At 55.9% G+C, this 25,955-nt stretch carries 21 protein-coding genes; 16 read left to right on the top strand and 5 right to left on the bottom strand.

Going from position 1 to position 25,955, the window contains the following annotated elements; all coding sequences use genetic code 11:
- Positions 1-3: 3 nt before the first annotated feature.
- On the bottom strand, positions 4-942 hold the full coding sequence (locus tag ACTRW9_RS12665; protein ID WP_442429627.1) for a class I SAM-dependent methyltransferase: 939 nt from the start codon (positions 940-942) through the stop codon (positions 4-6).
- Positions 943-1,241: 299 nt separating this feature from the next.
- Here ACTRW9_RS12665 and ACTRW9_RS12670 point away from each other — a divergent pair, with 299 nt between their 5' ends.
- From ACTRW9_RS12670 to ACTRW9_RS12705, 8 genes are all read left to right on the top strand, one after another.
- Entirely contained in the window at positions 1,242-2,108 is an 867-nt protein-coding gene (locus ACTRW9_RS12670) for a rhodanese-like domain-containing protein (protein WP_442429628.1), read from the top strand.
- A gap of 94 nt (positions 2,109-2,202) precedes the next feature.
- Positions 2,203-3,189: an ABC transporter ATP-binding protein gene (locus ACTRW9_RS12675; protein WP_442429629.1), complete on the top strand. Its 987-nt coding sequence runs from the start codon at positions 2,203-2,205 to the stop codon at positions 3,187-3,189.
- Positions 3,186-4,151, top strand: a complete 966-nt coding sequence (locus tag ACTRW9_RS12680; protein ID WP_442429630.1) for an ABC transporter ATP-binding protein — start codon at positions 3,186-3,188, stop codon at positions 4,149-4,151. The genes ACTRW9_RS12675 and ACTRW9_RS12680 overlap by 4 nt, the downstream gene beginning before the upstream one ends.
- 10 nt (positions 4,152-4,161) lie before the next feature.
- The gene (locus ACTRW9_RS12685; RefSeq protein WP_442429631.1) at positions 4,162-5,043 is read left to right on the top strand and encodes an AEC family transporter; all 882 of its coding nucleotides are present in this window, start codon (positions 4,162-4,164) and stop codon (positions 5,041-5,043) included.
- A gap of 245 nt (positions 5,044-5,288) precedes the next feature.
- The gene (locus tag ACTRW9_RS12690) at positions 5,289-6,071 is read left to right on the top strand and encodes a motility protein A (protein WP_442429632.1); all 783 of its coding nucleotides are present in this window, start codon (positions 5,289-5,291) and stop codon (positions 6,069-6,071) included.
- A 3-nt stretch (positions 6,072-6,074) separates the two neighbouring features.
- Positions 6,075-7,556, top strand: a complete 1,482-nt coding sequence (locus ACTRW9_RS12695; RefSeq protein WP_442429633.1) for an OmpA family protein — start codon at positions 6,075-6,077, stop codon at positions 7,554-7,556.
- Positions 7,534-7,941 (top strand): PilZ domain-containing protein, encoded by a 408-nt coding sequence (locus ACTRW9_RS12700; RefSeq protein WP_442429634.1) that lies wholly within the window; start codon positions 7,534-7,536, stop codon positions 7,939-7,941. Before ACTRW9_RS12695 ends, ACTRW9_RS12700 begins: the two co-directional genes overlap by 23 nt.
- A gap of 47 nt (positions 7,942-7,988) precedes the next feature.
- Positions 7,989-8,576: a hypothetical protein gene (locus ACTRW9_RS12705; protein ID WP_442429635.1), complete on the top strand. Its 588-nt coding sequence runs from the start codon at positions 7,989-7,991 to the stop codon at positions 8,574-8,576.
- Positions 8,577-8,591: 15 nt separating this feature from the next.
- Here ACTRW9_RS12705 and ACTRW9_RS12710 read toward each other — a convergent pair whose 3' ends face one another.
- Positions 8,592-9,146, bottom strand: a complete 555-nt coding sequence (locus ACTRW9_RS12710; RefSeq protein WP_442429636.1) for a hypothetical protein — start codon at positions 9,144-9,146, stop codon at positions 8,592-8,594.
- Positions 9,147-9,264: 118 nt separating this feature from the next.
- Between ACTRW9_RS12710 and ACTRW9_RS12715 the strand changes: the two genes are divergently transcribed.
- The 8 genes from ACTRW9_RS12715 to ACTRW9_RS12750 all read left to right on the top strand — a co-directional run bounded on the left by ACTRW9_RS12715 (position 9,265) and on the right by ACTRW9_RS12750 (position 19,339).
- Complete coding sequence (locus ACTRW9_RS12715) at positions 9,265-10,551, top strand: bifunctional folylpolyglutamate synthase/dihydrofolate synthase (protein ID WP_442429637.1); 1,287 nt, start codon at positions 9,265-9,267, stop codon at positions 10,549-10,551.
- 19 nt (positions 10,552-10,570) lie between these two features.
- A complete protein-coding gene (locus tag ACTRW9_RS12720; RefSeq protein ID WP_442429674.1) occupies positions 10,571-12,754 on the top strand; it encodes an LPS-assembly protein LptD in 2,184 nt (727 codons plus the stop codon).
- 26 nt (positions 12,755-12,780) lie between these two features.
- Positions 12,781-13,422 (top strand): orotate phosphoribosyltransferase, encoded by a 642-nt coding sequence (gene pyrE, locus ACTRW9_RS12725; protein ID WP_442429638.1) that lies wholly within the window; start codon positions 12,781-12,783, stop codon positions 13,420-13,422.
- A gap of 262 nt (positions 13,423-13,684) precedes the next feature.
- The gene (locus ACTRW9_RS12730; protein WP_442429639.1) at positions 13,685-14,398 is read left to right on the top strand and encodes a carbon monoxide dehydrogenase beta subunit family protein; all 714 of its coding nucleotides are present in this window, start codon (positions 13,685-13,687) and stop codon (positions 14,396-14,398) included.
- A gap of 312 nt (positions 14,399-14,710) precedes the next feature.
- A complete protein-coding gene (dnaK, locus tag ACTRW9_RS12735) occupies positions 14,711-16,639 on the top strand; it encodes a molecular chaperone DnaK (protein ID WP_442425211.1) in 1,929 nt (642 codons plus the stop codon).
- 165 nt (positions 16,640-16,804) lie between these two features.
- A complete protein-coding gene (locus ACTRW9_RS12740) occupies positions 16,805-17,419 on the top strand; it encodes a nucleotide exchange factor GrpE (RefSeq protein ID WP_442429640.1) in 615 nt (204 codons plus the stop codon).
- Positions 17,420-17,427: 8 nt separating this feature from the next.
- A complete protein-coding gene (dnaJ, locus tag ACTRW9_RS12745; RefSeq protein ID WP_442429641.1) occupies positions 17,428-18,507 on the top strand; it encodes a molecular chaperone DnaJ in 1,080 nt (359 codons plus the stop codon).
- A 229-nt stretch (positions 18,508-18,736) separates the two neighbouring features.
- Positions 18,737-19,339, top strand: a complete 603-nt coding sequence (locus tag ACTRW9_RS12750; RefSeq protein WP_442425208.1) for a response regulator — start codon at positions 18,737-18,739, stop codon at positions 19,337-19,339.
- A 55-nt stretch (positions 19,340-19,394) separates the two neighbouring features.
- On the opposite strand, the gene ACTRW9_RS12755 is transcribed toward ACTRW9_RS12750, so the two are convergent.
- The 3 genes from ACTRW9_RS12755 to gltB all read right to left on the bottom strand — a co-directional run bounded on the left by ACTRW9_RS12755 (position 19,395) and on the right by gltB (position 25,778).
- Positions 19,395-19,595, bottom strand: a complete 201-nt coding sequence (locus ACTRW9_RS12755; protein WP_442429642.1) for a hypothetical protein — start codon at positions 19,593-19,595, stop codon at positions 19,395-19,397.
- Positions 19,596-19,769: 174 nt separating this feature from the next.
- Positions 19,770-21,239 (bottom strand): glutamate synthase subunit beta, encoded by a 1,470-nt coding sequence (locus tag ACTRW9_RS12760; protein WP_442429643.1) that lies wholly within the window; start codon positions 21,237-21,239, stop codon positions 19,770-19,772.
- Entirely contained in the window at positions 21,240-25,778 is a 4,539-nt protein-coding gene (gene gltB, locus ACTRW9_RS12765; RefSeq protein ID WP_442429644.1) for a glutamate synthase large subunit, read from the bottom strand.
- Between the last annotated feature and the right edge of the window lie 177 nt (positions 25,779-25,955).

Below are 25,955 nucleotides of genomic sequence, written 5' to 3' on the forward strand. Positions count from 1 at the left end.
AATTCACGCCAGAGCCGGGGCCGAGCCCAGGGAAGCGATCAACCCGCGCGTGCGTTCGCGCGAACTTTGGGGAAGCTGGCAGTCCGCAAGCATTTTTTCAAGAAATGAAATTCCTGCCTCGGGTTTGCCTCTTTCAAAAAAGCATTCAAACAACTGCATGTACAAAGAAGGAAATCCTTTGTAGGACTCGCAAAGGTGATCGCCGATTCCAATGGCATACTCCAGTCCGTCCGGCCGATCCAGACACCAGACAATTCCCTTCATGTATCCATCGATTTCAATCTGCACTTCCTCCTGAAGGCTTTCAGGCGTCAACACGTGTTTGTACAATTCCGAGACCCGGTAATCGCCGACAATCACATCCATGATGTCCGGCAGGTCTTCCCGCTTGCCGTTGGTCAACCCGTAAAACCGGTGGACAATGAGTCCTGTGTTCATTTCATACTGTTTGTCCACACGGAAATACATCTGCATCAGGAAGCGTTCCAGGTTCTTTTTTTCAAGCAGGCCCGGATACACAAAGGCATGGCGGCAGGCTCCATAGCCCATGGTGCCCTCCTGGGTCGGGACCGAAAAATAAAAAGCTCCGCCCGGCTTCAAAACCCGCCTGACCTCGGAGACCATTCGATGCGGGTTGGTCAAATGCTCGAAGGTCTCATAACTGTAAACCGCATCAAAAAAATCCGTCTCGTACGGTAGATCCTGCTCGCTCACATCAATCAGGGAGACATTGAATCCCCGGGACCGGGCGCGGTCCACGATATCCCGCCCGGCATCCACCCCATGCACTTCGTTGCCTGCTTCTTGCAGGCTCTGAAGCAGGGACCCGGAGCCAAACCCTATTTCCAGCACGCGGCCGTGGTGAATGTGCTCGAAACAACCCTGATCGACCCCGCTGGGCCGATACTCCTCGTAGGTGGCCTGGGCCACGGATTTCGTCATGATGCGAATCTCCCTGGTTATATCCTTAATAGATCGGGAGATTCGAAAATTTCCATTAGCCATTTTTGGCAAAAGGTGAGAAAAAGGGTGATTCGCTATCAATTTGTTCCGGAATTGCCGGGAATCCATGCTTTTTTCGAATCCTGGCTTCCTATTCACCCTTCCCCTTTGTTTGACGTCCCCAAAAACCCTCACCCGGCTTGATTCGACCGTTTCATTCGGTATATCATTTTCAGGAGTCACCGACTCTCCCAATACCCCGATAACCGACCTGAAGGCAAGGTTTAAAGGAGCGTTTCATGATCCGAGTCCGAGCCAGCCAGATATTCACCCATGCCGTGGAAGACGCGGTGGCGGCCAAAAAAATGCTGGATGAAGGCAAGCCCTTCACCGAAGTGGTGTCGCAGTACAGTACCTGCCCCTCGAAGGAAAACGGTGGCGACCTGGGCTGGATGCCGGAAGACAACGCCATGGCCCTCATGGGCGAAATTGGTGAACAGGACCAGGGTAAAATCCTGGGACCCATCCATTCGCCTTACGGCTACCACATTCTCCAGATCACCGAGATCGAAAAAGAGGAAGGAACCGTCGTTTTCAACCCGGACACGCCCATGACCGAGGTCAACCGGGTCCTGCCGGAGGTCCACACCCTGCTCTTCAAACATTTCCACATCGGCATGCCGGTCACCGGTTACAAACCGGAAGAAACCATCTTCACGGTGTGCGAACAGCACGGCAAAACCGTAGGCGAGGTGCTGTCCCTTTTGAACCGGGAAGCCGGAAGCGGTCAGGCCCGCTTCATCACCCCGGAACAACTCAAGGAAAAAATGAAAAACGGCGAGCCCATCGTCCTGCTCGACATCCGCGAACAGTGGGAACGTGACATCGCCTGCATTGAGGAAGCCACCTTCATCACCCGCGAAAACTGCGAGTCGGTGCTGGCCGACCTCGCGCCCGAATCAGAAGTCGTAGTAGTAGACTGGAAAGGCGACCGCACCGAAAGCTTCCAGAAATTCCTCGGTCAACGCGGTTTCGCCAACGTGCAGGGGATCGAAGGCGGTATCGACGCCTGGGCACAAAAAGTGGACACCCGCATGGCCCGTTACGACATCGACGAGGAAGACGACGACTACCGCTACGAGGATATCTTCGATGATGCTCAATAACCGGTAACGGTTTTCTGGCAGGAAAGCTTCCCGCCGGGAGGTTTTCTTTTTTTGTCCTGCAAACACCGGGACACACTCACGTCGGGACTCATTCATGGCACCCCTGCTCAAGATCGAGAACCTGGTCACCTCTTTCTACATCGAAGAAGGCAAGGTCGAATCCGTGCGGTCGGTCAACCTGGAGATCGCGCGCGGTGAGACGGTGGCGCTGGTCGGCGAATCCGGTTGCGGCAAATCCGTCACCGCCCTAAGCGCCATGCGCCTCGTGCCCACCCCTCCCGGCCGTTACGAGAGCGGTCGAATCCTGTTCGACAACCGGGAAATACTCAAACTGTCCGAAGAAGAAATGAGGGACATCCGCGGAAACGACATCGGCATGATTTTTCAGGAACCGATGACCTCCCTCAATCCCATCTTCACCGTAGGCGACCAGATCATCGAGGCGATCGTCCTCCACCAGAACAAAACCGAGGCCGAAGCACGCAAACTCGCTATCGAACTCCTCGATCGCGTGCGCATCCCTTCGGCCGAACAACGGGTCGACCAGTATCCGCATGAACTGTCCGGGGGCATGAAGCAACGGGTCATGATCGCCATGGCCATTTCATGCCGCCCCGCCCTGTTGATCGCCGACGAGCCAACCACAGCGCTCGACGTCACCATCGAGGCACAGATCCTCGACGTCCTCGCAAATCTGCGTGACGAAACGCAAATGTCCATCCTGCTCATCACCCACAATCTCGGAATCGTAGCGAAGTTCGCCGACCGGGTGGCGGTCATGTATGCGGGTAAGATCGTGGAAGAAGCGCCCGTGGTGGAGTTGTTTGAAAATCCCAGGCATCCCTACACCCGTGGCCTGCTGCGCTCGCTCCCCAGGGAGGAACCGGACAAGCTGCTGGAGCCCATTTCCGGCACCGTGCCCAATCCTGTCAACATGCCTTCAGGATGCGCGTTTCATCCGCGTTGCCCCGATGTCATGGATGAGTGCAGCCGGGATATTCCACCCATGTACCGCACGGGTCCCAACCAGACCGCCGCCTGCTTTCTTTACAAAACCAACGCCGTGGCACAGGAATCATGAAATCCCTGCTCGAGTTGAAAAACCTGAAAAAGTATTTTCCCGTTTACGGTGGTGTGTTTTCCCATGTGGTGAACCAGGTGAAGGCGGTGGACGATGTGTCCCTCGACATCGGAGAACAGGAAATCCTGGGGCTCGTCGGAGAGTCGGGTTGCGGCAAAACCACGGTTGGCAGAATGACCCTGCGCCTCCTCGAACCCACCGCGGGCCAGATTGTTTTCCATGGTCGCGATATCACCCAACTTCCCAACCGGGAGATGGAACGCCTGCGGCCGAAAATGCAGATCATTTTTCAGGACCCGTTCAGCTCGCTCAATCCCCGATTCAACGTGGAACGCATTATTGGCGAAGCCATGCTGGTGCACGGCAAAGCCACCAGACAGGACCTGAGAAAGAAAATCGGTGAAGTGATGGAACAGGTCGGCCTGTCACCGCGCTACATGCGCCGCTATCCGCACGAGTTTTCCGGAGGCCAGCGGCAACGCATCGGTATCGCCCGTGCCCTGGCGCTCGATCCCGAATACATTGTCTGTGACGAGCCCGTTTCCGCACTCGACGTATCCATTCAGGCGCAGATCATCAACTTGCTGCGCAAGCTCCAGCAGGAAAAAAACCTGACGATGCTGTTCATTTCGCACGATCTCAATGTGGTCAAGCATTTGTCCCAGCGTACGGCCGTCATGTACCTGGGGAAGGTGGTGGAGGTCGCCCCGACCGATGTGCTCAACCGCGAACCCGCGCATCCTTACACCAAAGCGCTCCTCGCCGCCAAGCCGTCGCTCAATCCCCGTGACCGGGGTGGGAAGGTATCCCTTGGCGGGGATGTGCCCTCGCCCCTCAACCCTCCTTCCGGGTGCCGATTCCACACCCGCTGTCCGGAAGTGATGGACCACTGCAAACACGAGGACCCGAAAAAAGTCGAGCTTGGTCCCGGCCACGTCGTTTACTGCCACCTGTATACATGACGGGCCGTTCATGATCGACGACCTCCTTCACGTCCTGCAACTGGTCTCCCCATCTTTTCTCATTATCGGACTGGGATTCCTCTTTTGCCGCCGGGTTTCCATGGACCCCAAACCGCTGGTGCGGCTGACAATGGGGATCCTGCTTCCCTGCTTCGCCTTTCACCATATCAGCGGCATGAACCTGGAAGGAGGCCTGCTGGGCAATGTCTTTCTCTCCGCCTGGGTCATCCTGCTGTTGCCCGGGCTTCTTGCGTGGATCCTTTTGCGCAGGCGAAAAGAAATCGGACGGGGGGTGTACCTGCCCATCATGTTCATGAACTCGGTCAACCTTCCCTTCCCGATCATGCAGGCGGCCTACGGGGACGCGGCGATTCCTCTGGGGCTCATGTTTTTTCTCGCCTCGTTCATCGCCGTGTTCACGGTCGGATTGTTTCTCGTCTCCGCCGAGGGAGGCGCATTGCAGTTTTTGAAGGAACCGGTGGTCTATCTCGTGGCGTTGGGGCTTGCCGTCAATGCGTTTCAGGTTCCCCTTCCCCATTTCGTCCGGGAACCCGTGCGTATTCTGGCCGGGGCCAACATCCCCATGGTGCTTCTTATTCTGGGAATGCACCTGGCGCAGGTGAAGGTGACTCAGCTCAAACTGACCTGGATGGTGGTCGGTTTCCGTTTTACCTTCGGACTGCTGGCAGGCCTTTTATGTACCGCCATTCTTCCGCTGGATGACCTCGCTCACAAAATAGTCCTTCTGGAGAGCATCATGCCCTGCGCCGTGATCAACATCCTGCTCTCCGGCAAGTACAACGCCAATCCGGATCTCGTGGCCTCTTCCATCCTCGTTTCCACCCTTCTTTCGCTTGCCATCATTCCCATCACCCTGCTGGCCCTGGGCTGACCCTACCCACAACCCCGGAAGTGCCTGTAAAATCAGATAATATTTGAATTTATCGCCACCCAACCCTCCAGTTCAGGCCGTTTGTGCCGATAATTAAAAACGGGGCCGAAGTCAGGCCCGAAAAGTTCGGCGCAAACCGGCGGAAATCCCATAACCTAATGAAAACATTGCAGAAATTCGATTTTCATGGTAATTTTATTGGAATCCGAAATTCTGTCACGAGCACTTTCCCAAGGATTTGACCTGTGGATGCCGCATCCCTTGTAGGGGTCCTTTTAGGACTGGGGTTGATCATCGGGGCCATCTTCCTGGGCGGGGATTTGAGTCATTTTTTCAACCTGCCCGGAATCATGATCGTGGTCGGCGGAACCATCGCCGCCACCCTGATCACCTTCCAATTGAAAGACGTCATCGCCGCTTTCCGTGCGGCCATTTTCGTTTTCTCCGAAAAAAAGTCCGATCCCAACGACATGGTCGAGACCATGATCGAACTGTGCAGCATCAGCCGCCGCCAGGGATTGATCGCACTCAGCCGCATCGAATACGAAAACGACCTTCTGCGAAAAGCCTGCAACCTGATCGCCGACGGATCGAAGGAAGAAATGATCCGCGACACCCTGAACATCGAAATCGAATCGATGAAACAGCGCCATTTCATCATCCAGGACATTTTCCGCAAAATGGCGTCCTATGCCCCCTCCTTCGGCATGATGGGGACACTGATTGGTCTGGTGCAGATGCTCCGTCAGCTGAGCAACCCGGACACCATCGGTCCCGCCATGGCCGTGGCCTTGCTGACCACGTTTTACGGGATGCTGTTATCGACTTTGTTTTTTCTTCCCATCGCGGGAAAATTGAAGGATCGGACCCTGGTGGAGTTGATCAACCTGGAAATCATGTTTGAAGGCGCCATTTCCATACTCGAAGACAACAATCCGGTTTTCGTTTATGAAAAACTGTCTTCATACGTCCCGGCTAAACGGCGACGTCCACCACGGCCCACTGGAGCGGCTTACCAGACGGGGTGACCCATGGCAAAGAAAGACGACAAAAAAGAAAACCTTCAACAAATCCAGGAGCTGCTACGTGCGCAAAAGGCCCAGTTGAAAAAACTGGACGCCGAAAAGGCACGCCAGGAAACCCGCTTCAAGCACATGCTGACGGTCACGGGCAAGAAAATCACCAAACTCCAGCAAACCGTTGAAGACCAGAAGGAACAGATCAAATTCCAACGGAGCCTCAGTCAGAATCGTGTGATCAAACCCATCCCTTCCAAAGAATCGGCCGACAAAGAGAAAGACCCGAAGGAGGATCCCACCCTTCCGCGGTATGAGGAATTGTCCCGAACGCTGAAGGCTCTGCAAAAGAAAAATCTTCAGCTTACCGAACGGGTAAAACTGGAAAGAGGAGAACGAGAGCGGCTGGCGAGAGAGAAAAGCGCGTTGGCACGGGAAGTCAAACGGCTCCGTCATGACGTGGGCCCGGTAGAGGATGTCCAATCGAAGGCCGTGTCTCTTGAGATGCTGACGGAAAAATCCAAAGAACGGTTTGAAAAACTGCTGATGGAAAAAGACGGCCTGATCCAGATGTATGAAAAGATGATCCAGGCCAACAAAAAAGGAGGTGACGCGCTCACCCTCACTTCCGACATGATCAACAAAATCCAGGACGAACTGGACAAGACGCGATCCGAAAAAGAAGAGCTGGAGGAGGAAATCAAAATACGCGACCGGCAGTTCGAAGTCCAGATGAACTACGAAGTCCAGAGGGCAAAGGAACGCATACGGAAAACCCTGCAAATCCGCCGCCGACAGAGGGAGTCCCTGGCCGACTTTGCCGAGGAAGTGCAGGATGAGCGGTCCGGCCAGGCCTGGCTCATGACATTCGCGGACATGTTCACCCTGCTGCTCACTTACTTCATCATTTTGTATTCGCTTTCTTCCATCAACATGAACCGTTTCAAGGAAGCCATAATCGGGCATGAGCAGGCTTCCATAGGCCTGCTGGAGTTGATGGATGCCGCGGAAATAAAAGAATCGCTGGACGTGTTGACGGGACTCAAATCTGATAATATTCTGACTGAGGTGAAAAATGTGGCCAAGGTGGAAAGCCTTTCGGACGTGATGACCATTTCCACCGACCAGTCGAAAATCATCGTCAAGGTCCCTTCCCAGTCGCTGTTCAATACGGGAAGCGCTGAATTGAACCTTGGCCGTGGTAAAAAAGTCCTCGACGAACTCATCCGTATAACGGAAAAGTATCCCGGTTACAAAATCAACATCAACGGCCATACCGACAATTCAGAAATTCCAAACAAACGCTTTGCAAGCAACTGGGAGTTGTCCTCGGCACGGGCCACCTCCGTGCTGAGATACTTCATCAATCAGAACATCGACCCCAAACGGATGACGGCTACGGGATTTGCTGACACATTTCCCATCGCCACCAACAAGACAGAGCGCGGCCGCGCCTTGAACAGGAGAGTGGAGTTTGTTCTGGAAAAAGAAAGCTGAAGACGACAAGGATGAGAAGGGAAAGCTGTTTCACCTGCCAAAGGAGGACAAACGGCAGGCGTTCCGCATTTCTCCGGACCCGGCGGAACCGGTCCTGGTTTCCATAGAAGACAAGACCGTAAAGGTATTGGAAATCAGTTCCGGGGGGATTTCATTCCGGAACAGTGACTTCAAGCCCAAGGCGGTGTATCCTGTCACCTTCACCCTGCCCATCACCGGCGGTTTCGTCAAGACCAAACTCCGTATCCTGCGCGTCAACCGGGAGGGAATCTGCCAGTGCCGCTTCGTGGGGTTGACCGATCGTGCGGAAGACGATATCCACCGCTACGTGCTGGCCCGCCAAAAGGAAATCCTCAGAAACCGCAAACGATCCGAAACCGAGTGACCATGCCCTCTCAGCCCCATGACTCCCCTTTCTGGTCCGACACGGAAATGCGACTGATCCGGGAGCGCGAACTGTTTCTGCACAAGCATTCCATCATCCAAAAGGCCGAATCCAGACTGGAAGACCTGAAGGACGTCATGATCGCCGAGCTGGCGAAAGACCCCGGCCCGGTTCCCCTGGGCACCGACCTCAAACGGGGCAAAATAACCAAGGGAGAAAACAACAAGGGGTTTCCCTTCGTGTCTCTCGACATCCCGCAGTTTTTCACCAAAGAAGAATACTTCACCTACCGCGTGCTGTTCTGGTGGGGGCACTATCTGGGGTACTCGCTGGTGCTCAAGGGACCTGCCCTGCCGCAATACCTCGATTGCCTGCTTGAGCGGAGGGGGGATGCCGGGTTTGCCGACGTCTGGCTGGCCCGCCATGACAGTCCCTGGGAATGGGAAAACGCGGACAACAACTTCTCGCCAGTGCAGGAACCGTCCGGGGACGATGTGCGTCAGCTGGTAAACACTATTTCGTACATCAAGGTCATCCGCATGATCCCCGTCAGCGACCCCGGTTTTACGAAAGTGGACTGGTCGGCGGAAGGCGTGCGCACGTACCGCGATCTCATCCGGTTGACACAAAAGTAAAGAAACCCATTTTGCTCAAGGGATGAACACCAAAGGGTGCATCCACAATAAATCGCGGCCCGGAACAACCAGCATGGGCTCGCCTTCCTCGGGATTTTTCAGATACACCATCTCGTGCGCGGAATCAGGAATGGGAGAGATGCGGGAATCAGGGATGTGAAGCGGCGTCGGCGTCATGAAACTTTTGCGACGCTGACGAAGGCGGTCGGGAGTGGAAGAGGTCGCCCCCGGATCGCTCGCCCGGCGATGGATCGCCATATCGCTTTTCACCAGCTTGCAGACCAGCGGCCGTTCGTTCTTGATCTGCACCAGGTAAATCTGGTGCAGCGCGGCAACCCCATCCGACTGGCGGGAAAACACGCCAATGCTGCCCGCGAGGACGTGCGGTTCTGCGGCATCGTCTTCCATCTTGAGCGCGTAACATTCCCCGGGAAGCGGTTCGTCGGGAAAGATATCGATGGAAGTCACCAGTTCCAACCCCTCCATCGGTTCCTTCATGTTATCCAGGAGGACCGGGCCCCGCACCAGCCGCATGAGGGGAATGCGCAATCTTTGGGAATGCGGATTCACATTCATTCCTTTAATTAAAATAAATTAAGCAATAATATCTTACGCCCGGATTTCAAAAATGCGAAAATATAAACCCTGTTTCTGGAGTCCTGCTCCCACTCACCCATATTAAAAGATCATGAATCCATCTCAATGCCTGGATTACCTTTTCGGCCTGCAAAACAGCGGAATCAAACTGGGCCTGGAAAACACCACCCGCCTGCTGGAAGCGCTGGGCGATCCTCAGAACAAGATTCCGGCCATCCACATCGCCGGAACCAAAGGCAAGGGCTCGACCGCCGCGTTTGTCGAATCCATCCTGCGCGCAGCCGGTTACCGAACCGGACTGTACACCTCGCCCCACATCCGGCATTTTTCAGAACGCATCCAGGTGGACCGCGAGCCGATTCCGGAAGACGCGATGGTCGACGGCATTCTGCACATCAAGGAAACCTCGGAACGGATCGGTGTTCCGGTTACGTTTTTCGAGTTCGGCACCGTCCTCGCCTTTCGGTATTTCGTCGAACAGAAAGTGGACTGGAACGTGATCGAGGTCGGTATGGGCGGTCGGCTTGATTCCACCAACACCTGTCAGGGCGAAGTGTGCATCGTCACCTCCATTTCCCGCGATCACGAAAGCAGCCTGGGCACGGAGCTTCCCGGTATCGCCTTTGAAAAAGCCTCCATCATCAAGGACACCTGCACCGTGGTGACGGGTGTAGACCAGCCCGACGTGTTCCGCGTGATCGAAGACCGTGCGCGCGAGTTCGACTGCCGTCTTCTGAAGCTGGGACGGGATTTTGACGTGAACCTGCACACACATCGGCCAGGCGAAATGATGTTCGACTATGAAAGTCCGATCGAAAGCATTCAAGGTTTGACCAGCCCCCTGCTCGGACGCTACCAGGCTCAAAACGCGGCCATGGCCATCGCCGCCTGCCAGGCTCTCGAATCCAAAGGAGTGAAACTCACACCTGAAATCATTCGACGCGGCATCTCCACCGCGCAATGGGCCGGACGGCTGGAAGTGGTCAACGAATCGCCGCTCACCCTCCTCGACTGCGCGCACAACCTGGACAGCCTGCAAAAACTGATGGAGGCCTTGAAGGAATTGTATCCTTCGCGGAAACTGCGCATCGTGCTGGGTATCATGCAGGACAAGCCCTACCGGGAATGTATTGAAATTGTCGCCCGATTCGCCCATCATATCACGCTGGCCCGGCCCCGGCAGGATCGCAGCCTGAACCCGGCGGACCTGGCCGGCGAGACCTTTTCCATCGGGCCGCTGGAAATTATCGAGGACGTCCCTCAGGCCCTGATCGCCAACCAGAAGCAATGTGAACCCGACGAGTTGATTTGTGTGACGGGCTCCATCTTTACCGTCGCGGAAGCCAGAGAATATATTGAACGAACCTGTCTCAAATAAGGCGGTCCTTTTTGTGACGATGGCGTTGCTGGCAGGTCTGCTCGGCTTCGTTCCCTCCCCCGCACTCAGCCAATCCGTTTCACCCGTCACCAGTCCGGAGCAAAAAGAAGACCCGGTGGAAATCACCGCCGATTACATGGAGCACCTCGTCAAAGAAAACCTCATCAAAGCCCGCGGCAATGTGGTGGTGCGTTATCAAAACCGCACCATACGCGCCGATAAAATGGCCATCAATACCGAATCCGGCCAGGGACACGCACAAGGCAACGTGGTGATGAAAGCGGAAGACGGTTCCACCGTGGAAGCAGTGCGTGGTGATTTCAACATAAAAACTCACCGGGGCATCCTGCTTCGAAGCCGGGGAACGCTGAAGGGACAGCAGGGGCAGGAATATTACGTTACCGGAAAAGTATTACGCCGCTTTTCGGAGGAACACTACCAGACGGAGGACGCCACGCTGACTACCTGCACCGGGGTGCTGCCCGACTGGATGATCGAGGTGGGCAAGGCAGACATCCTGATGCAGGACCGCGCCCTGTTCACGGGCGGGGTGTTTCGTGTGAAAGGAATTCCTTTCATATACATTCCGGTGGGTTACGTGCCTATCATCACGGAGCGCAAAAGCGGGTTCCTGATGCCCAGCATCGGTACCAGCAACCTGGACGGCCTCACCATCCAGAACCGGTATTTCTGGGCAATCAACCGGTCCTACGACGCCACCCTCGGTGCCGACTACATGGAAAACCGCGGCTTGCGCTCATCCCTCGAATTCCGCTACCGCCCGAGCGAAACGACCGAAGGCTGGTGGCGCGGCGAGCATTTGAAAGACGACATCTCGGGAAAAACGTTCTGGAAACTGGACGCCCGGCACCAGCAGGTCCTTCCCGGTGAAGCCCGCCTGCTGGCACGGCTTGACCAGACTTCCGGGGCGAACTTCAACAAAACCTTCAAGTCGCAAACCGAAATCCGCACCCGGCGAAGCAGCGATTCATTTCTGTCCATATTCAAAGGATGGGAAACCAACTCCCTCGACATCCTGGGCCGCTACCGCGAAAGCGAACAGGCCGAGCGCGACGATACCTTCGGCATCCTGCCGTCCATCACCTGGGTCACGCAGTCTTTTCAACTGGGCAACAGCGGCTTTTACTTCAACCAGGAATCGAGCGCCACGCAGTTTCTACTCGACCTGGATCCAACAATAGGTGTGGACAACGAAGAGACCCTTCAACGGTTCGACTTTCATCCTCAGCTTTCGTACCCGATCACATTTGCCCCGTGGTTGCGCCTGACACCCCAGGTCGGGTTCCGCGAAACCTATTACAATAAAGAAATCTCGGACGACATCAACCCGTCCACCAACCAGCCGTTCATTCGGCCGGAGTTCACAAGAGAAGTATTCGAGTTCAGCGCCTTTCTGGAAGGACCCAAGTTCAACCGGGTCTTCAAACCGACGGAGCCCGGCGGCCCCGCGTACAAGCACGTCATTGAACCGCGGGTGCAGTACGATTACATTTCCGGTTTCGACCGGAAAGACCGCGAAAAAATCCGCATCATTGACGGAGTGGACGACATCCGCCCGACCGAAGCCGTCACCTATTTCCTGACCCAGCGCCTGCTTCGCAAGGACACGGACAGCAATGGAAACAGCGAAGTACGACAGGTGGCACGCTTTGAGATCAGCCAGAGTTACAATATCAAGGAAGCACGGCGGTTCCAGACACCCCTCACTCCACGGCGCCCCTTTAACAACCTGCGATTCGACCTCGACACCCGCTTCACGGATTATTTCATGTTCAATTTCGACAGTGAGTATAATGTGTACGATGGTTTCGTCCAGCGGTTCAATTTTGACGTCGGCATCCGGTTGAGCGAATGGTTGATGGTGGTTCTGGAAAAACGCCAGGTCCACAATGAGTCAGCCATGATTTTGGGCACTCTCGACGTGACTCTTCCCAAAGGGTTGAATTTCAAGTACAGTGCCCGTTTTGACGAGTTCAATGACCGCGTCCTGGAACACAACGGCCGGGCCACATACAGCGATCCCTGCAAATGCTGGGGTCTGTCGTTCGACTTCATCCGCCGCCGCAACATCAACCTCAACGTCAACCAGGCGGAAACGAAAATGCTGCTCAGCATCGAACTGCGGGGGCTTGCCGACTTTGATGGATCACGCGGCGAGACTTTTATCCACCGCGGGTTTTGATTCAATCTCAATGGAGGATCCGTTCCTTGAAGTACTGGAAAAACATCGCCCGTGTGGCGCTCGACATCGGTGCCATCCGCATCAATCCGGATGAGCCTTTCACCTGGGCATCCGGCTACCGCATGCCGGTTTACAATGACAACCGCCTGCTCCTGGGTGAACCCAAGCACCGGTTTCTCATTGCGGAATCGATGCAGGAAATTATCGAGAGAGATCAGGTCCCGGTCGATTGCATTGCGGGAACCGCCACCGCGGGCATTCCGCATGCAACCACCCTGGCCAACATGATGGAACTTCCTCTGGTATACGTTCGCCCCTCCAGCAAAGGGCATGGACTGCAAAACCAGATCGAGGGCATCCTGGAGCCGGGCCAGGAAGTGGTGGTGATCGAGGATCTGGTATCCACGGGAGGCAGCGCATTGAAAGCGGTGGAAGCGCTGCGTGCCGCCGGCGCACGGGTGGCCCACTGCCTGTGCATCTTCAGTTACGGATTCGAGTCGGCCCGGGCCGCCTTTGAGGCCGCCGACTGCCAGCTCCACACCCTTCTCACCTTTCCCGACCTGGTGGCTTTTGCGGAAGAAAACGGGCGAATCGACGCCGGCCAGAAAGCGCTTCTGGAGGCCTGGTATGAGAACCCTTTTGAATGGGCCGCCCAAAACAAACGCTGAAACCCTCAAATCGAAAAAACCTTTTTAGAAACATATACTTGCAAGGTTCCCACAATAAATGAAATCCGGGCCGGAATTTAGGATTGACAGGATAGGTGTTTGATAATAGTATTTAAAGCTCATTTATTTTTGTCTTACCATCCTCTGCTCCAAAATTGCCACTTCCCGGTAGCAGAATATTTGAATAGACAACTAAAATTCTTTGGTAAGGTTCCAAAGACGGATTCCCTATAAGATATTTGTTTTTTGGAGGTTATTCAGAATGCCAAAATTAGAGTTGGGCCCTGTAGGCCTGCTTCCGCCCTCTGCGGCCGCCATGGGTATTTTCCAGCCGGAAAAAGGTTCCCGCAAGCAACTGCTGGAAGGTGAACCGGTTGATGAGGATAAGGTCTATGAGACCGCAGCCGTCAAGCTGCTGACCCGGCGAAACCCGACCCTGTTTCCCGGACCGCAGATTATCTGGGGCTGGAACGAAGAAGCCCGGCACAAGGCGGAGCTGATTTTGAATTTCGTCAAGGAAGTTCCCGGAATGAACATCATTCCCATGCCGGACTACCGTCCCATCTATCCCAAAATCGATCCGGAAGCGGTGATCAATCCCTGTCACCCCAACCTGACCGTTCTGCACAACAAGATTCACGTTTGTGTCCTCATCGGGGTGCATTGCCATTTTGCAAACATCACCCTGAAGATGATCCGGGCCAACACCCCCTGCTATACGCAGGCCTGGTGCGCGTACGACGGCCACGAAGATGCGTTGCTGTCCATCCGGGATACCGATTCGGACGTGATCCTCAAAATGACCGAGACCGTCAAGCGCGTGCGGCAGTCGCTGACCCCGTGGGCGGAAACCCCGGAAGGCAAGGAAGAGCTCGAAGAAATCGCCGCCATGAAAGCCAAGAACAAAGCCGAAGAAAAGGAAAGCGCGGTTCTGTTCAAAGGCGAGCTTTACGACGGGATTCAGGAAACGGAATAAGTTCCAGGCTGTTTTTCCACCGTACATCAAGGGCCCCGGATTCCGGGGCCCTTTTTTATTGCCCTTTACTTCCTCCCCGCCCCCCTCAACCCGCTTGAAGAAAAAGCTTAAGTGTTTATTCTTTATAGGGTTAAAAACAACTCATTACCTTTCACAAACCGGAAAAATGCTTTAAAAATCGCCATCCGGCTTGACTCCCCCCCACCCCCATCTTATTAGACACCTAGCATCGGGGAGGAATTCTCAAAATCGCTTTAACCTTATATAAAATAAGTTGAAATAAATAACGCCAATTGGAAAGGAACTGCACCCATGGGTAAGATCATAGGAATCGACTTGGGCACCACCAACTCCGTGGTGGCCGTGATGGAAGGCAATGACCCCAAGGTCATTGTCAACGAGGAAGGAAGCCAGACCACTCCTTCGGTCGTTGCTTTCACCAAGGATGGCGAAATCCTGGTGGGACAGGTTGCAAAACGCCAGGCCATCGCCAACCCGGAAAACACCATCTTCTCGGTCAAGCGATTCATGGGCCGTTCCTACGCGGAAGTTTCCGAGGAAATGAAAATGGTGCCCTACAAGGTCGTCAAGGGCCCGAAGAATGATGTTCGCATCGAAGTCCAAGGCAAACAGTACAGCCCGCCGGAAATCTCCGCCATGATCCTGCAAAAACTCAAGAAGTCTGCGGAAGCCTATCTCGGTGAAACGGTTACGGAGGCGGTCATCACCGTCCCCGCCTACTTCAACGACGCTCAGCGGCAGGCCACCAAGGACGCAGGTAAAATTGCGGGGCTCGAAGTCAAACGCATCATCAACGAGCCCACCGCCTCCGCGCTGGCTTACGGTCTCGATAAAAAGAAAGACCATATGATTGCCGTTTACGACTTTGGTGGCGGCACGTTCGATATCTCCATTCTCGAAGTCGGCGACAACGTCGTGGAAGTGAAAGCGACCAACGGCGACACGCACCTGGGCGGCGACAACCTGGACCAGCGCATCATTGACTGGCTGGTGGCGGAATTCAAAAAAGACCAGGGCATTGATCTGAGCAACGACAACATGGCTCTCCAGCGGCTCAAAGAAGCGGCGGAAAAAGCCAAGATGGAATTGTCCTCGGTATCCGAAACCGAAATCAATCTGCCTTTCATCACCGCGGACGCCACGGGACCGAAACACCTGAACATCAAACTGTCCCGCGCCAAGTTCGAGTCCATGGTCGATGACCTGCTCGAGCGCACCAAGAAGCCGTGCGTCAGCGCACTCAAGGATGCGGGCCTCGACGCCAGCAAGATCGACGAAGCGGTGTTGGTCGGCGGCTCCACCCGCGTTCCACGCGCCCAGCAGATCGTCAAGGATTTGTTCAAGAAAGATCCGCATCGCGGCGTGAACCCGGACGAAGTGGTCGCCCTGGGTGCGGCCGTGCAGGCGGGCGTTCTTTCCGGCGATGTGAAAGACATTCTTCTGCTCGACGTCACTCCGCTGTCTCTCGGAATCGAAACTCTCGGCGGCGTGACCACGCGCCTGATCGACCGCAACACCACGATCCCGACCCGCAAGAGCGAGACGTTTTCCACTGCGTCGGACAACCAGCCGAGTGTGGAGATCAACGTTCTGCAGGGCGAACGGGAAATGGCGAAGGACAACCGCTCGCTCGGCAAGTTCCATCTGGATGGCATCCCCGCCGCGCCGCGCGGCGTGCCGCAGATCGAGGTCACCTTCGACATCGACGCCAACGGCATCCTGCACGTCTCAGCCAAGGACAAAGGCACCGGCAAGGAACAGAAGATCACCATCACGGACAACACCGGCCTCTCGGATCAGGATATCGAGAACATGGTGAAAGACGCCGAAACCAACGCCACGGCGGACAAGGAGCGACGCGAAAAGATCGACGCCCGCAACCAGCTGGATTCCCTGGTGTACAACACGGAGAAAACCATCCGCGACAACAAGGAAAAACTCTCCGAAGACGACGTCAAGGAAGCCGAGTCCGCGATTGCCGAGGCCAAGACCGCCATCGAAAGCGACGACCTGGAGCAGATCAAACAGCAAACCGAAGCGCTGACCCAGGCTTCGCACAAACTGGCCCAGCAGATTTACCAGCAACAGTCTGCGGAAGGCGGTGAAGGCGGTGGCGATGACTCCGGCCCGTCCGGTGAGGATCAATCCGGAGGCGGTTCCGACAAATCCGCGGATGACGTCGTGGACGCCGAGTACGAAGACATCAGCAACAAAAAATAAAGGACACTCCCTCCCCCCACGCTCCCGGGTTTGACCGGGGTGCGGGGAATCCCTGTGCATTACATTTCAGGGATGTCGGAGGGAAATCCTCGAATATCAATTTCCGGACCGGCGGGCGGCTCCTTTGGGAGTGTGCCCGCCTTCCGTTTTTTGATTTGAAAGCCCATGAACGACTCAAACAGCAAACTGCCTGATTACAGCGACCAGCCTCCTCCCAAATTCCAAGTCAGCGACCGACGCCATTGGGCGCTGGAAGAAGAAGCCATCGAGGAGGAAGAATCCCGAAAAGAACGCCTTCCCACTTACGTGGAACAGCTCCGCAAGGAAGCCGAGGAAAAAGACCAGAAGCTGAAGGAATACATTGCCGCCTACAAAAACAAAAGTGCGGAGAACGATGAGTTCCGTCAGCGCCTGCAAAAAGAAAATGAAAGCCGGCTCGCTCAACTCAAGGCCGGACTGTTCAAACAACTTATCCCGATTTTGGACAACCTGAAACGCGCGTCCAGCGCGGCGCAGTCCACCGGCGACTTCGAAAGCTTCAAGCAGGGCATCCACCTCATACTCTCCCAGTTTGAAAATGAACTCACCCAGCAGGGAATCGAACCCATCCCCGCAGTCGGACGCAAGCTCGATCCCAACACCGACGAGGTGTGCATGACCGTGGACACCGACGATCCGGAGCAGGATGGAATGGTGGTGGAAGAATTGGAACTCGGTTACCGGTTCCAGGAAAAGTTGCTGAAACCCGTTAAAGTGAAAGTGGCCAAACTCAAAAACTGAAGGTGCTCATGGTTAAACGCGATTATTACGAGGTCCTCGAGGTTTCACGCGAAGCGTCCGAAGCCGAACTGAAAAAAGCTTACCGCCAGATGGCGCTCAAGTACCATCCGGATAAGAATCCCGGAGACAAGGAAGCTGAAGAGAAATTCAAGGAGGCCTCAGAGGCCTACGAGGTGCTCCGCGATGCGGAGAAGCGTCGTGTTTACGATCAATTCGGCCACGAGGGCCTGAAGGGCCAGGGCTTCGGAGGGTTCAACGGGTTCGAAGACATCTTTTCGACGTTCGGTGACATATTTGGAGACTTCTTCGGCGGGGGCCGGCAACGCACCGGCAACGACCTGCGTGCCGACGCCACCATCACTTTCGAGGAAGCGGCCTTCGGCGTGCAAAAGGAAATCGACGTGCGCAAGCACGTGATCTGCCAGACCTGCAAGGGATCCCGTTGCAAACCGGGTACCACCCCCGAGCGATGCAATACCTGTCACGGCACCGGGCAGGTGGTGCGGTCACAGGGATTCTTCAGCCTGTCCACGCCCTGCCCGCAGTGTCACGGGGCCGGCGAAATCGTCCGCGACCCCTGCTCCAACTGCCGCGGCGAAGGCGTGGTGGTGGACAAGAAATCCATCTCCGTCAACATTCCCGGTGGTGTGGACCACGGTTCCCGGTTACGCCTTCGGGGTGAAGGCGAAGCGGGACCCGGCCTGCCTCCCGGCGACCTCTACGTATTCGTACATGTCAAGCCACACGAATTCTTCCACCGCGACGGCCAAAACATCCTTTGCCGGCTCAACCTCTCCGTTTCGCAGGCCGCGTTGGGCGCCGACATCGAAGTTCCGACGCTCGATGGGGGAACCAAGGTGATCAATGTTCCTGCCGGCACCCAGTCCGGAGAAACCTATCGCATCCATGGTGGAGGCATTCCCAACCTCCGCGGACCGGGGCACGGCGACCAGATCATACAGTTCTTCGTCGAAGTGCCGAAAAAGCTCAACAAGCGGCAGAAAGAACTGTTTCAGGAACTGGCGGAAATCGACGGCAAACCGGTGAAGGAAAAAATAAAAGGGTTCTTCGAAAAGCTGGGGCTTTGAGCGGTTCCTAAATTCCGAGTTCCAGATTAATTACCCTAAAATAGTGGAAAATGGTTTCCTTTTCCCCTTTTTCGCCGGATTTCACCCCATAATTATGGGTTCCCCCCGATTTTTCTTGTGGTCCAGTCCATCTATGTATATTTTTATAAGAAGCGGGACGTTCGAGGCGTCCCGCCGCATTTCAGGCTTTTAGAGGAGCCCTTATTAATCTCGATGGAGGAGACTCATCATGGACCACTCTATCCTTCTCATCGACGATGAAGAAATACTGCGCAAAACCCTGAGTGACGACCTTGAAGAAGAAGGCTTTCACGTCACCACAGCGGTCAATGGCGAGGAAGGACTGGAGCAGTTCAAGTCCCAGCACCCGGATTTAGTGATTGTAGACTTGATCATGGAGGGCATGAACGGCATTCAGGTTTCCCAGGAAATTAAAAAATTGCAACCGAATGCACCGGTCATGATTTTAACAGGGCACGGCACCCTGGAGTCGGCCATCGATGCGTTGAAATTGAAGGTGCAGGATTACATCCTCAAACCCGTGAAGCGTGACGAGCTTCTTTCCAAAATCAACAATTGCCTTGATAAGTTGCTTCCCAGGCGGACTCTCAAAAATCGCAAACCCGCATACAGTCAAAATCTGCAGCTGGAGAAAGTCGGGCTCACCAAGCGTCAACGGGAAGTGGCCAGTTTGGCCAGCCAGGGTTATAACGACGAGGAAATCGCACAGGTTCTCAAAATCAGCGTGTTCACCGTTAAATTTCACCTTAAGAAGGCGTTCAAGAAACTGAACATCCATAAACGGGTGGAACTGATCCTGTCGTCCAACTGAATGAACCGAAGGCGTTCCGGGCCAGGCGGTAAAGGGTGGGTGTCCTGCTCTTCCTTCAGGAAAGTTGTACCTGTTCCGATTGTCTGTAAAAAAAGTTCTTCAACTGCTTGTGTTCATCGAGACGGACCCATGATTTGCCGTCCGCTGAAATTTTGTCGTCACCGTACAACTCGCCGCTTTTCACCGCACGCACCACACTCTGCTTTGGGAATTTGAACGGTTCGCGTGCCTGCCGCTGAATCAAAACGGTCTCCATCTGTCTTCCTCCTTCCCACGCCCGGGGCGTTCCCTTGTTTACGTTGTGTTATTCCATGATAACAAACCGACGCGCAGGCGCAAGCCCATATAAACATTGGGCTTGATATCTTTTTGGAGATTAAAAAAGGGTAATCGTTCAGGAAAATCGATACGGCCGGGCGGCCGCAAAGAATCACATGTGTTCGCTGTGGGGCAGGAAAGTAAAGCCCATCAAATGCTGGTCCACACCACGTGCCGCTTCGCGCCCTTCGGCAATCGCCCATACCACCAGCGACTGTCCGCGGGCCATGTCTCCGGCCACGAACACACCGGGAACGTTGGTCATCTTGTTTTTGTCGCAGGCCACGTTGCCGCGGGCATCCAGCTCCAACCCCAGTTCCTTTACCAGCCCTTCGTGCACCGGGTGCACGAAACCCATCGCCAGCAGAACGAGATCGACATCCAGCGTGAACTCGGATCCGGGAATCTCTTCCATCGGGCGCCGTCCGGTTTCGGGGACGGGGTCACCGAAGCGGATTTTCACGGCATGCACCTTTTTGAGTTTGCCGTTCTCGCCGGTGAACTTTTTGGTCAGGATGCTGTAGTCGGTAATTTTGCCGCCCGCTTCCTCATGTGAAGAACTGAGGCGCAGGGTCATCGGCCATTGCGGCCACGGGTTGTTGGGCGAGCGCTCGAGAGGAGGTTCGCTCAACAGTTCGAATTGATGAACCTTCTTCGCGCCCTGGCGAAGCGACGTACCGAGGCAGTCGGAACCGGTATCGCCGCCACCGATGATCAGCACATTCTTGTCCTTCGCGGTGATGGTAATGTCATCCGGAACCGTGTCCCCTTCATTGCGCTTGTTCTGCTGAGGCAGGAAGTCCATCGCAAAGTGGACGCCGTCCAGGTCGCGCCCCTCCACCGGCAGGTCCCGCGGTTTTTCAGAGCCACAACACAGGATGACCGAATCAAAATCCTCAACCAGTTTTTTGGCGGGAATGTCCCTGCCGATGTGCGCGTTGGTTTTGAAGATCACGCCTTCCTTTTCCATCAACTCCAGCCGCCGGTGCAGAACCGTTTTCTCCATCTTGAAATGCGGAATGCCGTACATGAGGAGGCCGCCGATGCGGTCGGCTTTCTCAAACACCGTCACCTCGTGCCCGGCGTGGTTCAATTGATCGGCGGCGGCGAGACCCGCGGGGCCGGACCCGACGATCGCCACCTTCTTGCCGGTACGCTGCTTCGGCGGGTTCGGGGCGATATACCCTTGCTCAAAACCCTTTTCGGCGATGATCTCCTCGATATTGCGGATGGTCACCGCAGGTTCGTTGATGCCCAGGACACACGCCCCTTCGCACGGCGCGGGGCAGATGCGGCCGGTGAATTCGGGAAAGTTGTTGGTCTTGGTGAGGAGCGCCACCGCCTCTTCCCAGCGGTCGCGGTACACCATGTCGTTCCAGTCCGGGATGGCGTTACCCAGGGGACAACCCGTGTTGCTCTGGCAGAACGGCACTCCACAGTCCATGCACCGCGCTCCCTGCTCGCGGTACTTTTCCAGCGGAAACGGTTCGTAGATTTCCTTCTGGTCCTTGAGCCGTTCGGGAACCGGACGCGCCTTCGGCGTTTCGCGATTGATTTCCATGAAGCCTTTGAGCGCACCCATTTATGCCACCTCTTCCAACATTGCCTGTTTCCGTTTTCGTTCTTCCACCACGCGGCGGTAATCGCGCGGGTAGACCTTGATGAATTTCGGGATCATCTTTTCCCAGTTGTCGAGGACGCGTTTCGCCACCGCGCTTCCCGTGTACTCCAGGTGTTCGCGGATCAGGGTCTGCACCAGGTCAAGGTCCTCGTCCTCTTCAAAAGCGACCAGATCCACCAGTTCCTGGTTGCAGTGGATGGGAAACGATCCGTCCTCGTCCAGCACGTACGCGATGCCACCGCTCATGCCTGCGGCGAAGTTGCGTCCGGCCTTGCCAAGCACCACCACGTTTCCGCCGGTCATGTATTCACAACCATGGTCTCCAACGCCTTCCACCACTGCATCCGCGCCGCTGTTGCGCACGGCGAAGCGCTCGCCCGCTATGCCACGGAAATACGCCTTGCCGGATATGGCGCCGTACAGCACCACGTTGCCGATGAGGATGTTCTTTTCTGCGACAATCGGCGACTCCTTCGCCGGTGCGACGATGATCCTGCCGCCGGACAACCCTTTACCAACGTAGTCGTTGGTGTCGCCCTTCAGGTTGAAGGTGACGCCGTTGGCCAGGAATGCGCCGAAACTCTGCCCGGCCGACCCCTTGAAATCGATATGAATGGTTTCGTCAGGCAGGCCCGCCTCACTGTAGCGTTTGGAAATTTCGTAACTCAGCATGGCACCGGTGGCACGGTCCACATTACCGATGGTGTGTTTGAGGCGAATCGGTTTCTTGTGTTCGATGGCTCCGGCACATTCGGCGATCAGTTTTCGGTCAAGGCAGTTGTCCCCGATGTCGCCACTCAGATCCTGGGTGGTGACGTTGCGCGTGGCCACGCCCTCGCCTCCTTCCGCGCGGTAAAGGATGCGGGAAAAGTCCAGTTCGCGGCTCTTCCAATGGTCAATGGAGGTGTCCACTTCCAGCAGATCCGTTCGGCCGATCAAATCGTCCAGTTTGCGGAATCCCAGCTGCGCCATCAGTTCGCGCACCTCCTGCGCAATGAAGCGGAAGAAGTTGACCACGTAATCGGCCTGGCCGGAAAACTTTTTGCGCAACTCCGGATCCTGTGTCGCCACACCCACCGAACAAGTGTTCAGGTGACATTTTCGCATCATGATGCATCCGAGGGTCACCAGGGGTACGGTGGAGAAACCGAATTCATCCGCGCCCAGCAGCGCACCGATGACCACATCGCGCCCGGTCTTCAACTGGCCATCGACCTGCACCCGGATGCGCCCGCGCAGGTCGTTGAGCACCAGCACCTGCTGGGTTTCCGCCAGGCCCAGTTCCCACGGCAAGCCGGCGTGTTTGATCGACGTCTGGGGAGAAGCTCCGGTTCCGCCGTCATGCCCGGCGATCAACACCCCTTCAGCGCGTGCTTTGGAAACGCCCGCGGCGACCGTGCCCACACCCGCCTCCGCCACCAGCTTCACACTGACGCCGGCCTTGGGGTTGGAGTTGTGCAGATCGAAGATCAACTGCTGCAGGTCTTCGATGGAGTAAATGTCATGGTGCGGCGGCGGCGAAATGAGTCCCACGCCCGGCGTCGAATGCCGGATCTTGGCAATGTACTCGCTGACCTTGTGGCCGGGCAACTGACCTCCCTCACCCGGCTTGGCGCCCTGCGCGATCTTGATCTGCAACTCATCGGCATTCGCCAGGTAATTGCTGTTCACACCGAAACGTCCCGATGCCACCTGCTTGATCTTGCTGCGCCGGGAATCGCCGTTCGCATCAGGCGTGTAGCGCACCAGGTCCTCACCACCCTCCCCCGTGTTGCTCTTTCCGCCAAGGCGGTTCATGGCGATGGCCAGGGTCTCATGCGCCTCTCGGGAAATCGAGCCGATCGACATCGCGCCCGTACAGAACCGGCGGGTGATTGCCTCCACCGGCTCCACCTCGTCGATCGGGATCGACTGCGTCGGCTTGAACTTGAACATGCCGCGGATGGTGCAGTTGCGCGTGTTCTGTTCGTCACTCACTTTGGAAAATTGCTTGAATTTTTCATAATTGTTGGACCGCGTCGCCTCCTGAATCAACGCCACCATCGCGGGGCTGATCATGTGTTCTTCTTCGCCGCGCCGCCAGTGGTAGTAGCCACCCAGGTCCAGCGCCGGACGGATGATCTTCGACCGCTCGTACGCGTTGCGGTGGCGCGCCAGTACTTCGCGCGCAATGTCCTTCAGCTTGATGCCGGCAACACGCGACGGCGTTCCGGTGAAATAACGGTGGACAAGGTCCTCGTGCAGACCCACCGCTTCGAAAATCTGTGCGCCGCGATAGCTCTGGATGGTGGAGATACCCATCTTCGCGGTGATCTTGTACAGGCCCTTTTTGCAGGACAGGATGAAATTTTCGATCGCCTTGTCCGGGGCCACGTCTTTCACATACACCTGTTCCCGCACCACCTGTTTTGCGGTTTCGTATGCGAGGTAAGGATAGATGCCGCCTGCGCCGTAACCGATGAGCAGGGCAAAGTGGTGCATCTCCCGGGCCTCGGCGGTTTCCACCACAAGGCCCACCCGGGTGCGCGTTTTCTCGCGAAGCAAATGATGGTGCACCGCACCGGTCGCCAACAAGCTCGGGATGGCCGCGTGATTATCATCGACGCCCCGGTCGGACAGGATCAGGATGGTCGCGCCGTTCTCCATGGCTTCGGAAGCCTTTGCGCACAGATTCTCCACCGCCTTTTCCAGTCCGTCTTCACCTTCGGACACCGGGAACAATAAGGACAGTGTGGCGGTTTTCAAATCCTGCTGATTGAGGTTTTGAATCTTGTGAAACTCCTCCGGCTTGAGGATCGGGTGTTTCAGGCGCAGTTTGCGGCAGTTTTCCGGACCGGGTTCCAGCAGGTTGTACTCGCGGCCGAGCGTGACTTCCATGGACATCACCAGTTCCTCGCGGATGGAATCGATTGCCGGATTGGTGACCTGTGCAAACAGTTGCTTGAAGTAATTGAACAGAAGTTGCGGCCGTTCCGAACGCACGGCAAGCGGCGTGTCATTGCCCATGGAGCCCACGGCTTCCAGGCCGGTGCCGACCATCGGGGCCAGCACGACTTTCATGTCTTCGGCGGTGTAACCGAATGCGATCTGCTGGACCAGCGGGTCCTCGATCTTCGGTTCGACATAACCGTTGGGCACCGGCAGGTTTTCGATGTTGACCTGGTTCTCCTGCACCCACTGCTGATAAGGATGCGCCTGGGCCAAAGGCCGTTTGATCTCCTCGTCGGAACAAATCCTTCCGGCCTTGAGATCGACAAAAAACATGCGGCCCGGCTGGAGGCGCCCTTTTAACTTGATGGTCGATTCGTCCAGCGGCAGCGCTCCCACCTCCGAGGCCATGATGACGCGGTCGTCGGTGGTGACCACGTAGCGCGACGGGCGAAGGCCGTTGCGGTCGAGCACCGCGCCGACCACATCGCCGTCGGTGAAGGTGATCGACGCCGGACCGTCCCACGGCTCCATCATCGACGCATGATATTCAAAGAAAGCGCGCTTCTCGTCATCCATCGTTTCGTGGCCGCTCCACGGTTCGGGGATCATCATCATGACCGCGTGGGGAAGCGACCGTCCGGTCATCACCAGAAGTTCCAGCGCCTGGTCGAAGTCGGCGGTATCGCTACCGCCCGGCGGAATGACCGGAATCAGTTTTTCCGAGTCGTCGAACAGGTTGCTTTCGAACATGGCTTCGCGCGCTGACATCCAGTTCTTGTTGCCCTGCACGGTGTTGATCTCGCCGTTGTGCGCGACCATGCGCATAGGCTGGGCGCGCCCCCAGGACGGAAAGGTGTTGGTGCTGTAGCGCGAATGAACGAGGGACAGCGCGGACGTCATGCGCGGATCGCTGACATCGAGGTAGTAACGGCCCACCTGCGGGGCCATCAACTGGCCTTTGTAAACGATGGTTTTGCTGGAAAGACTGCAAATGTAATAAGACTCGTACAGCTCCGCGAGACCGGAGGCGCGGATGGCACGTCCGGCCTGCTTGCGCACGATATAAAGTTTGCGCTCAAAAGCGTCCCGGTCTTCGATGCTGCCCGCCCCGATGAAAATCTGGCGGATGTCCGGCTCCACTTCCGCCGCCACGGTTCCAATCTGAGTGTTGTCCACCGGCACCTTGCGCCAGCCCAGCATCTCAAGACCTTCTTCTTTCGTGACCTGGTCGAAAATCTGCATCAGGCTTTCCGCCCGGTCGTCCCGCGGAAGGAATACCAGCCCCGTACCGTATTTCCCTTCGGAGGGCAGGGTGATGCCAACCTTTGCACACTCTTCCTTATAATAATCGTGAGGTATCTGGATCAGGATCCCCGCACCATCGCCGGTGAGCGGATCAGCACCCACCGCCCCGCGGTGCTCCAAACGGTTCAGAAGTTCCAGCGACTGCTGGATGAGTTCGTGAGACTTCTCCCCCTTCAGGTTGGCAATGAAGCCCACCCCACAGTTTTCTCTTTCAAATCGCGGGTCGTACAAACCCTGCCGTTTGGGTAATCGTTGAATTTTCATAAATAACTTTGATTGGGTTTTTTATCTGAGTTTGCAAGGCTGGCTGTTCAGCAACTCAGAGCAATGGGAGCAAAGCCTGTGCCATTTCACATAGTAGCTGTAAAATCAATTACTTTCAACTTGGCGCCCAATTATGATTCCATTTTAGACATAGAATGGTGTAAAAATACAACACTC

Source organism: Nitrospina sp. 32_T5 (genome assembly GCF_052156635.1).
In the GTDB taxonomy this organism is placed as follows: Bacteria; Nitrospinota; Nitrospinia; order Nitrospinales; family Nitrospinaceae; genus Nitrospina.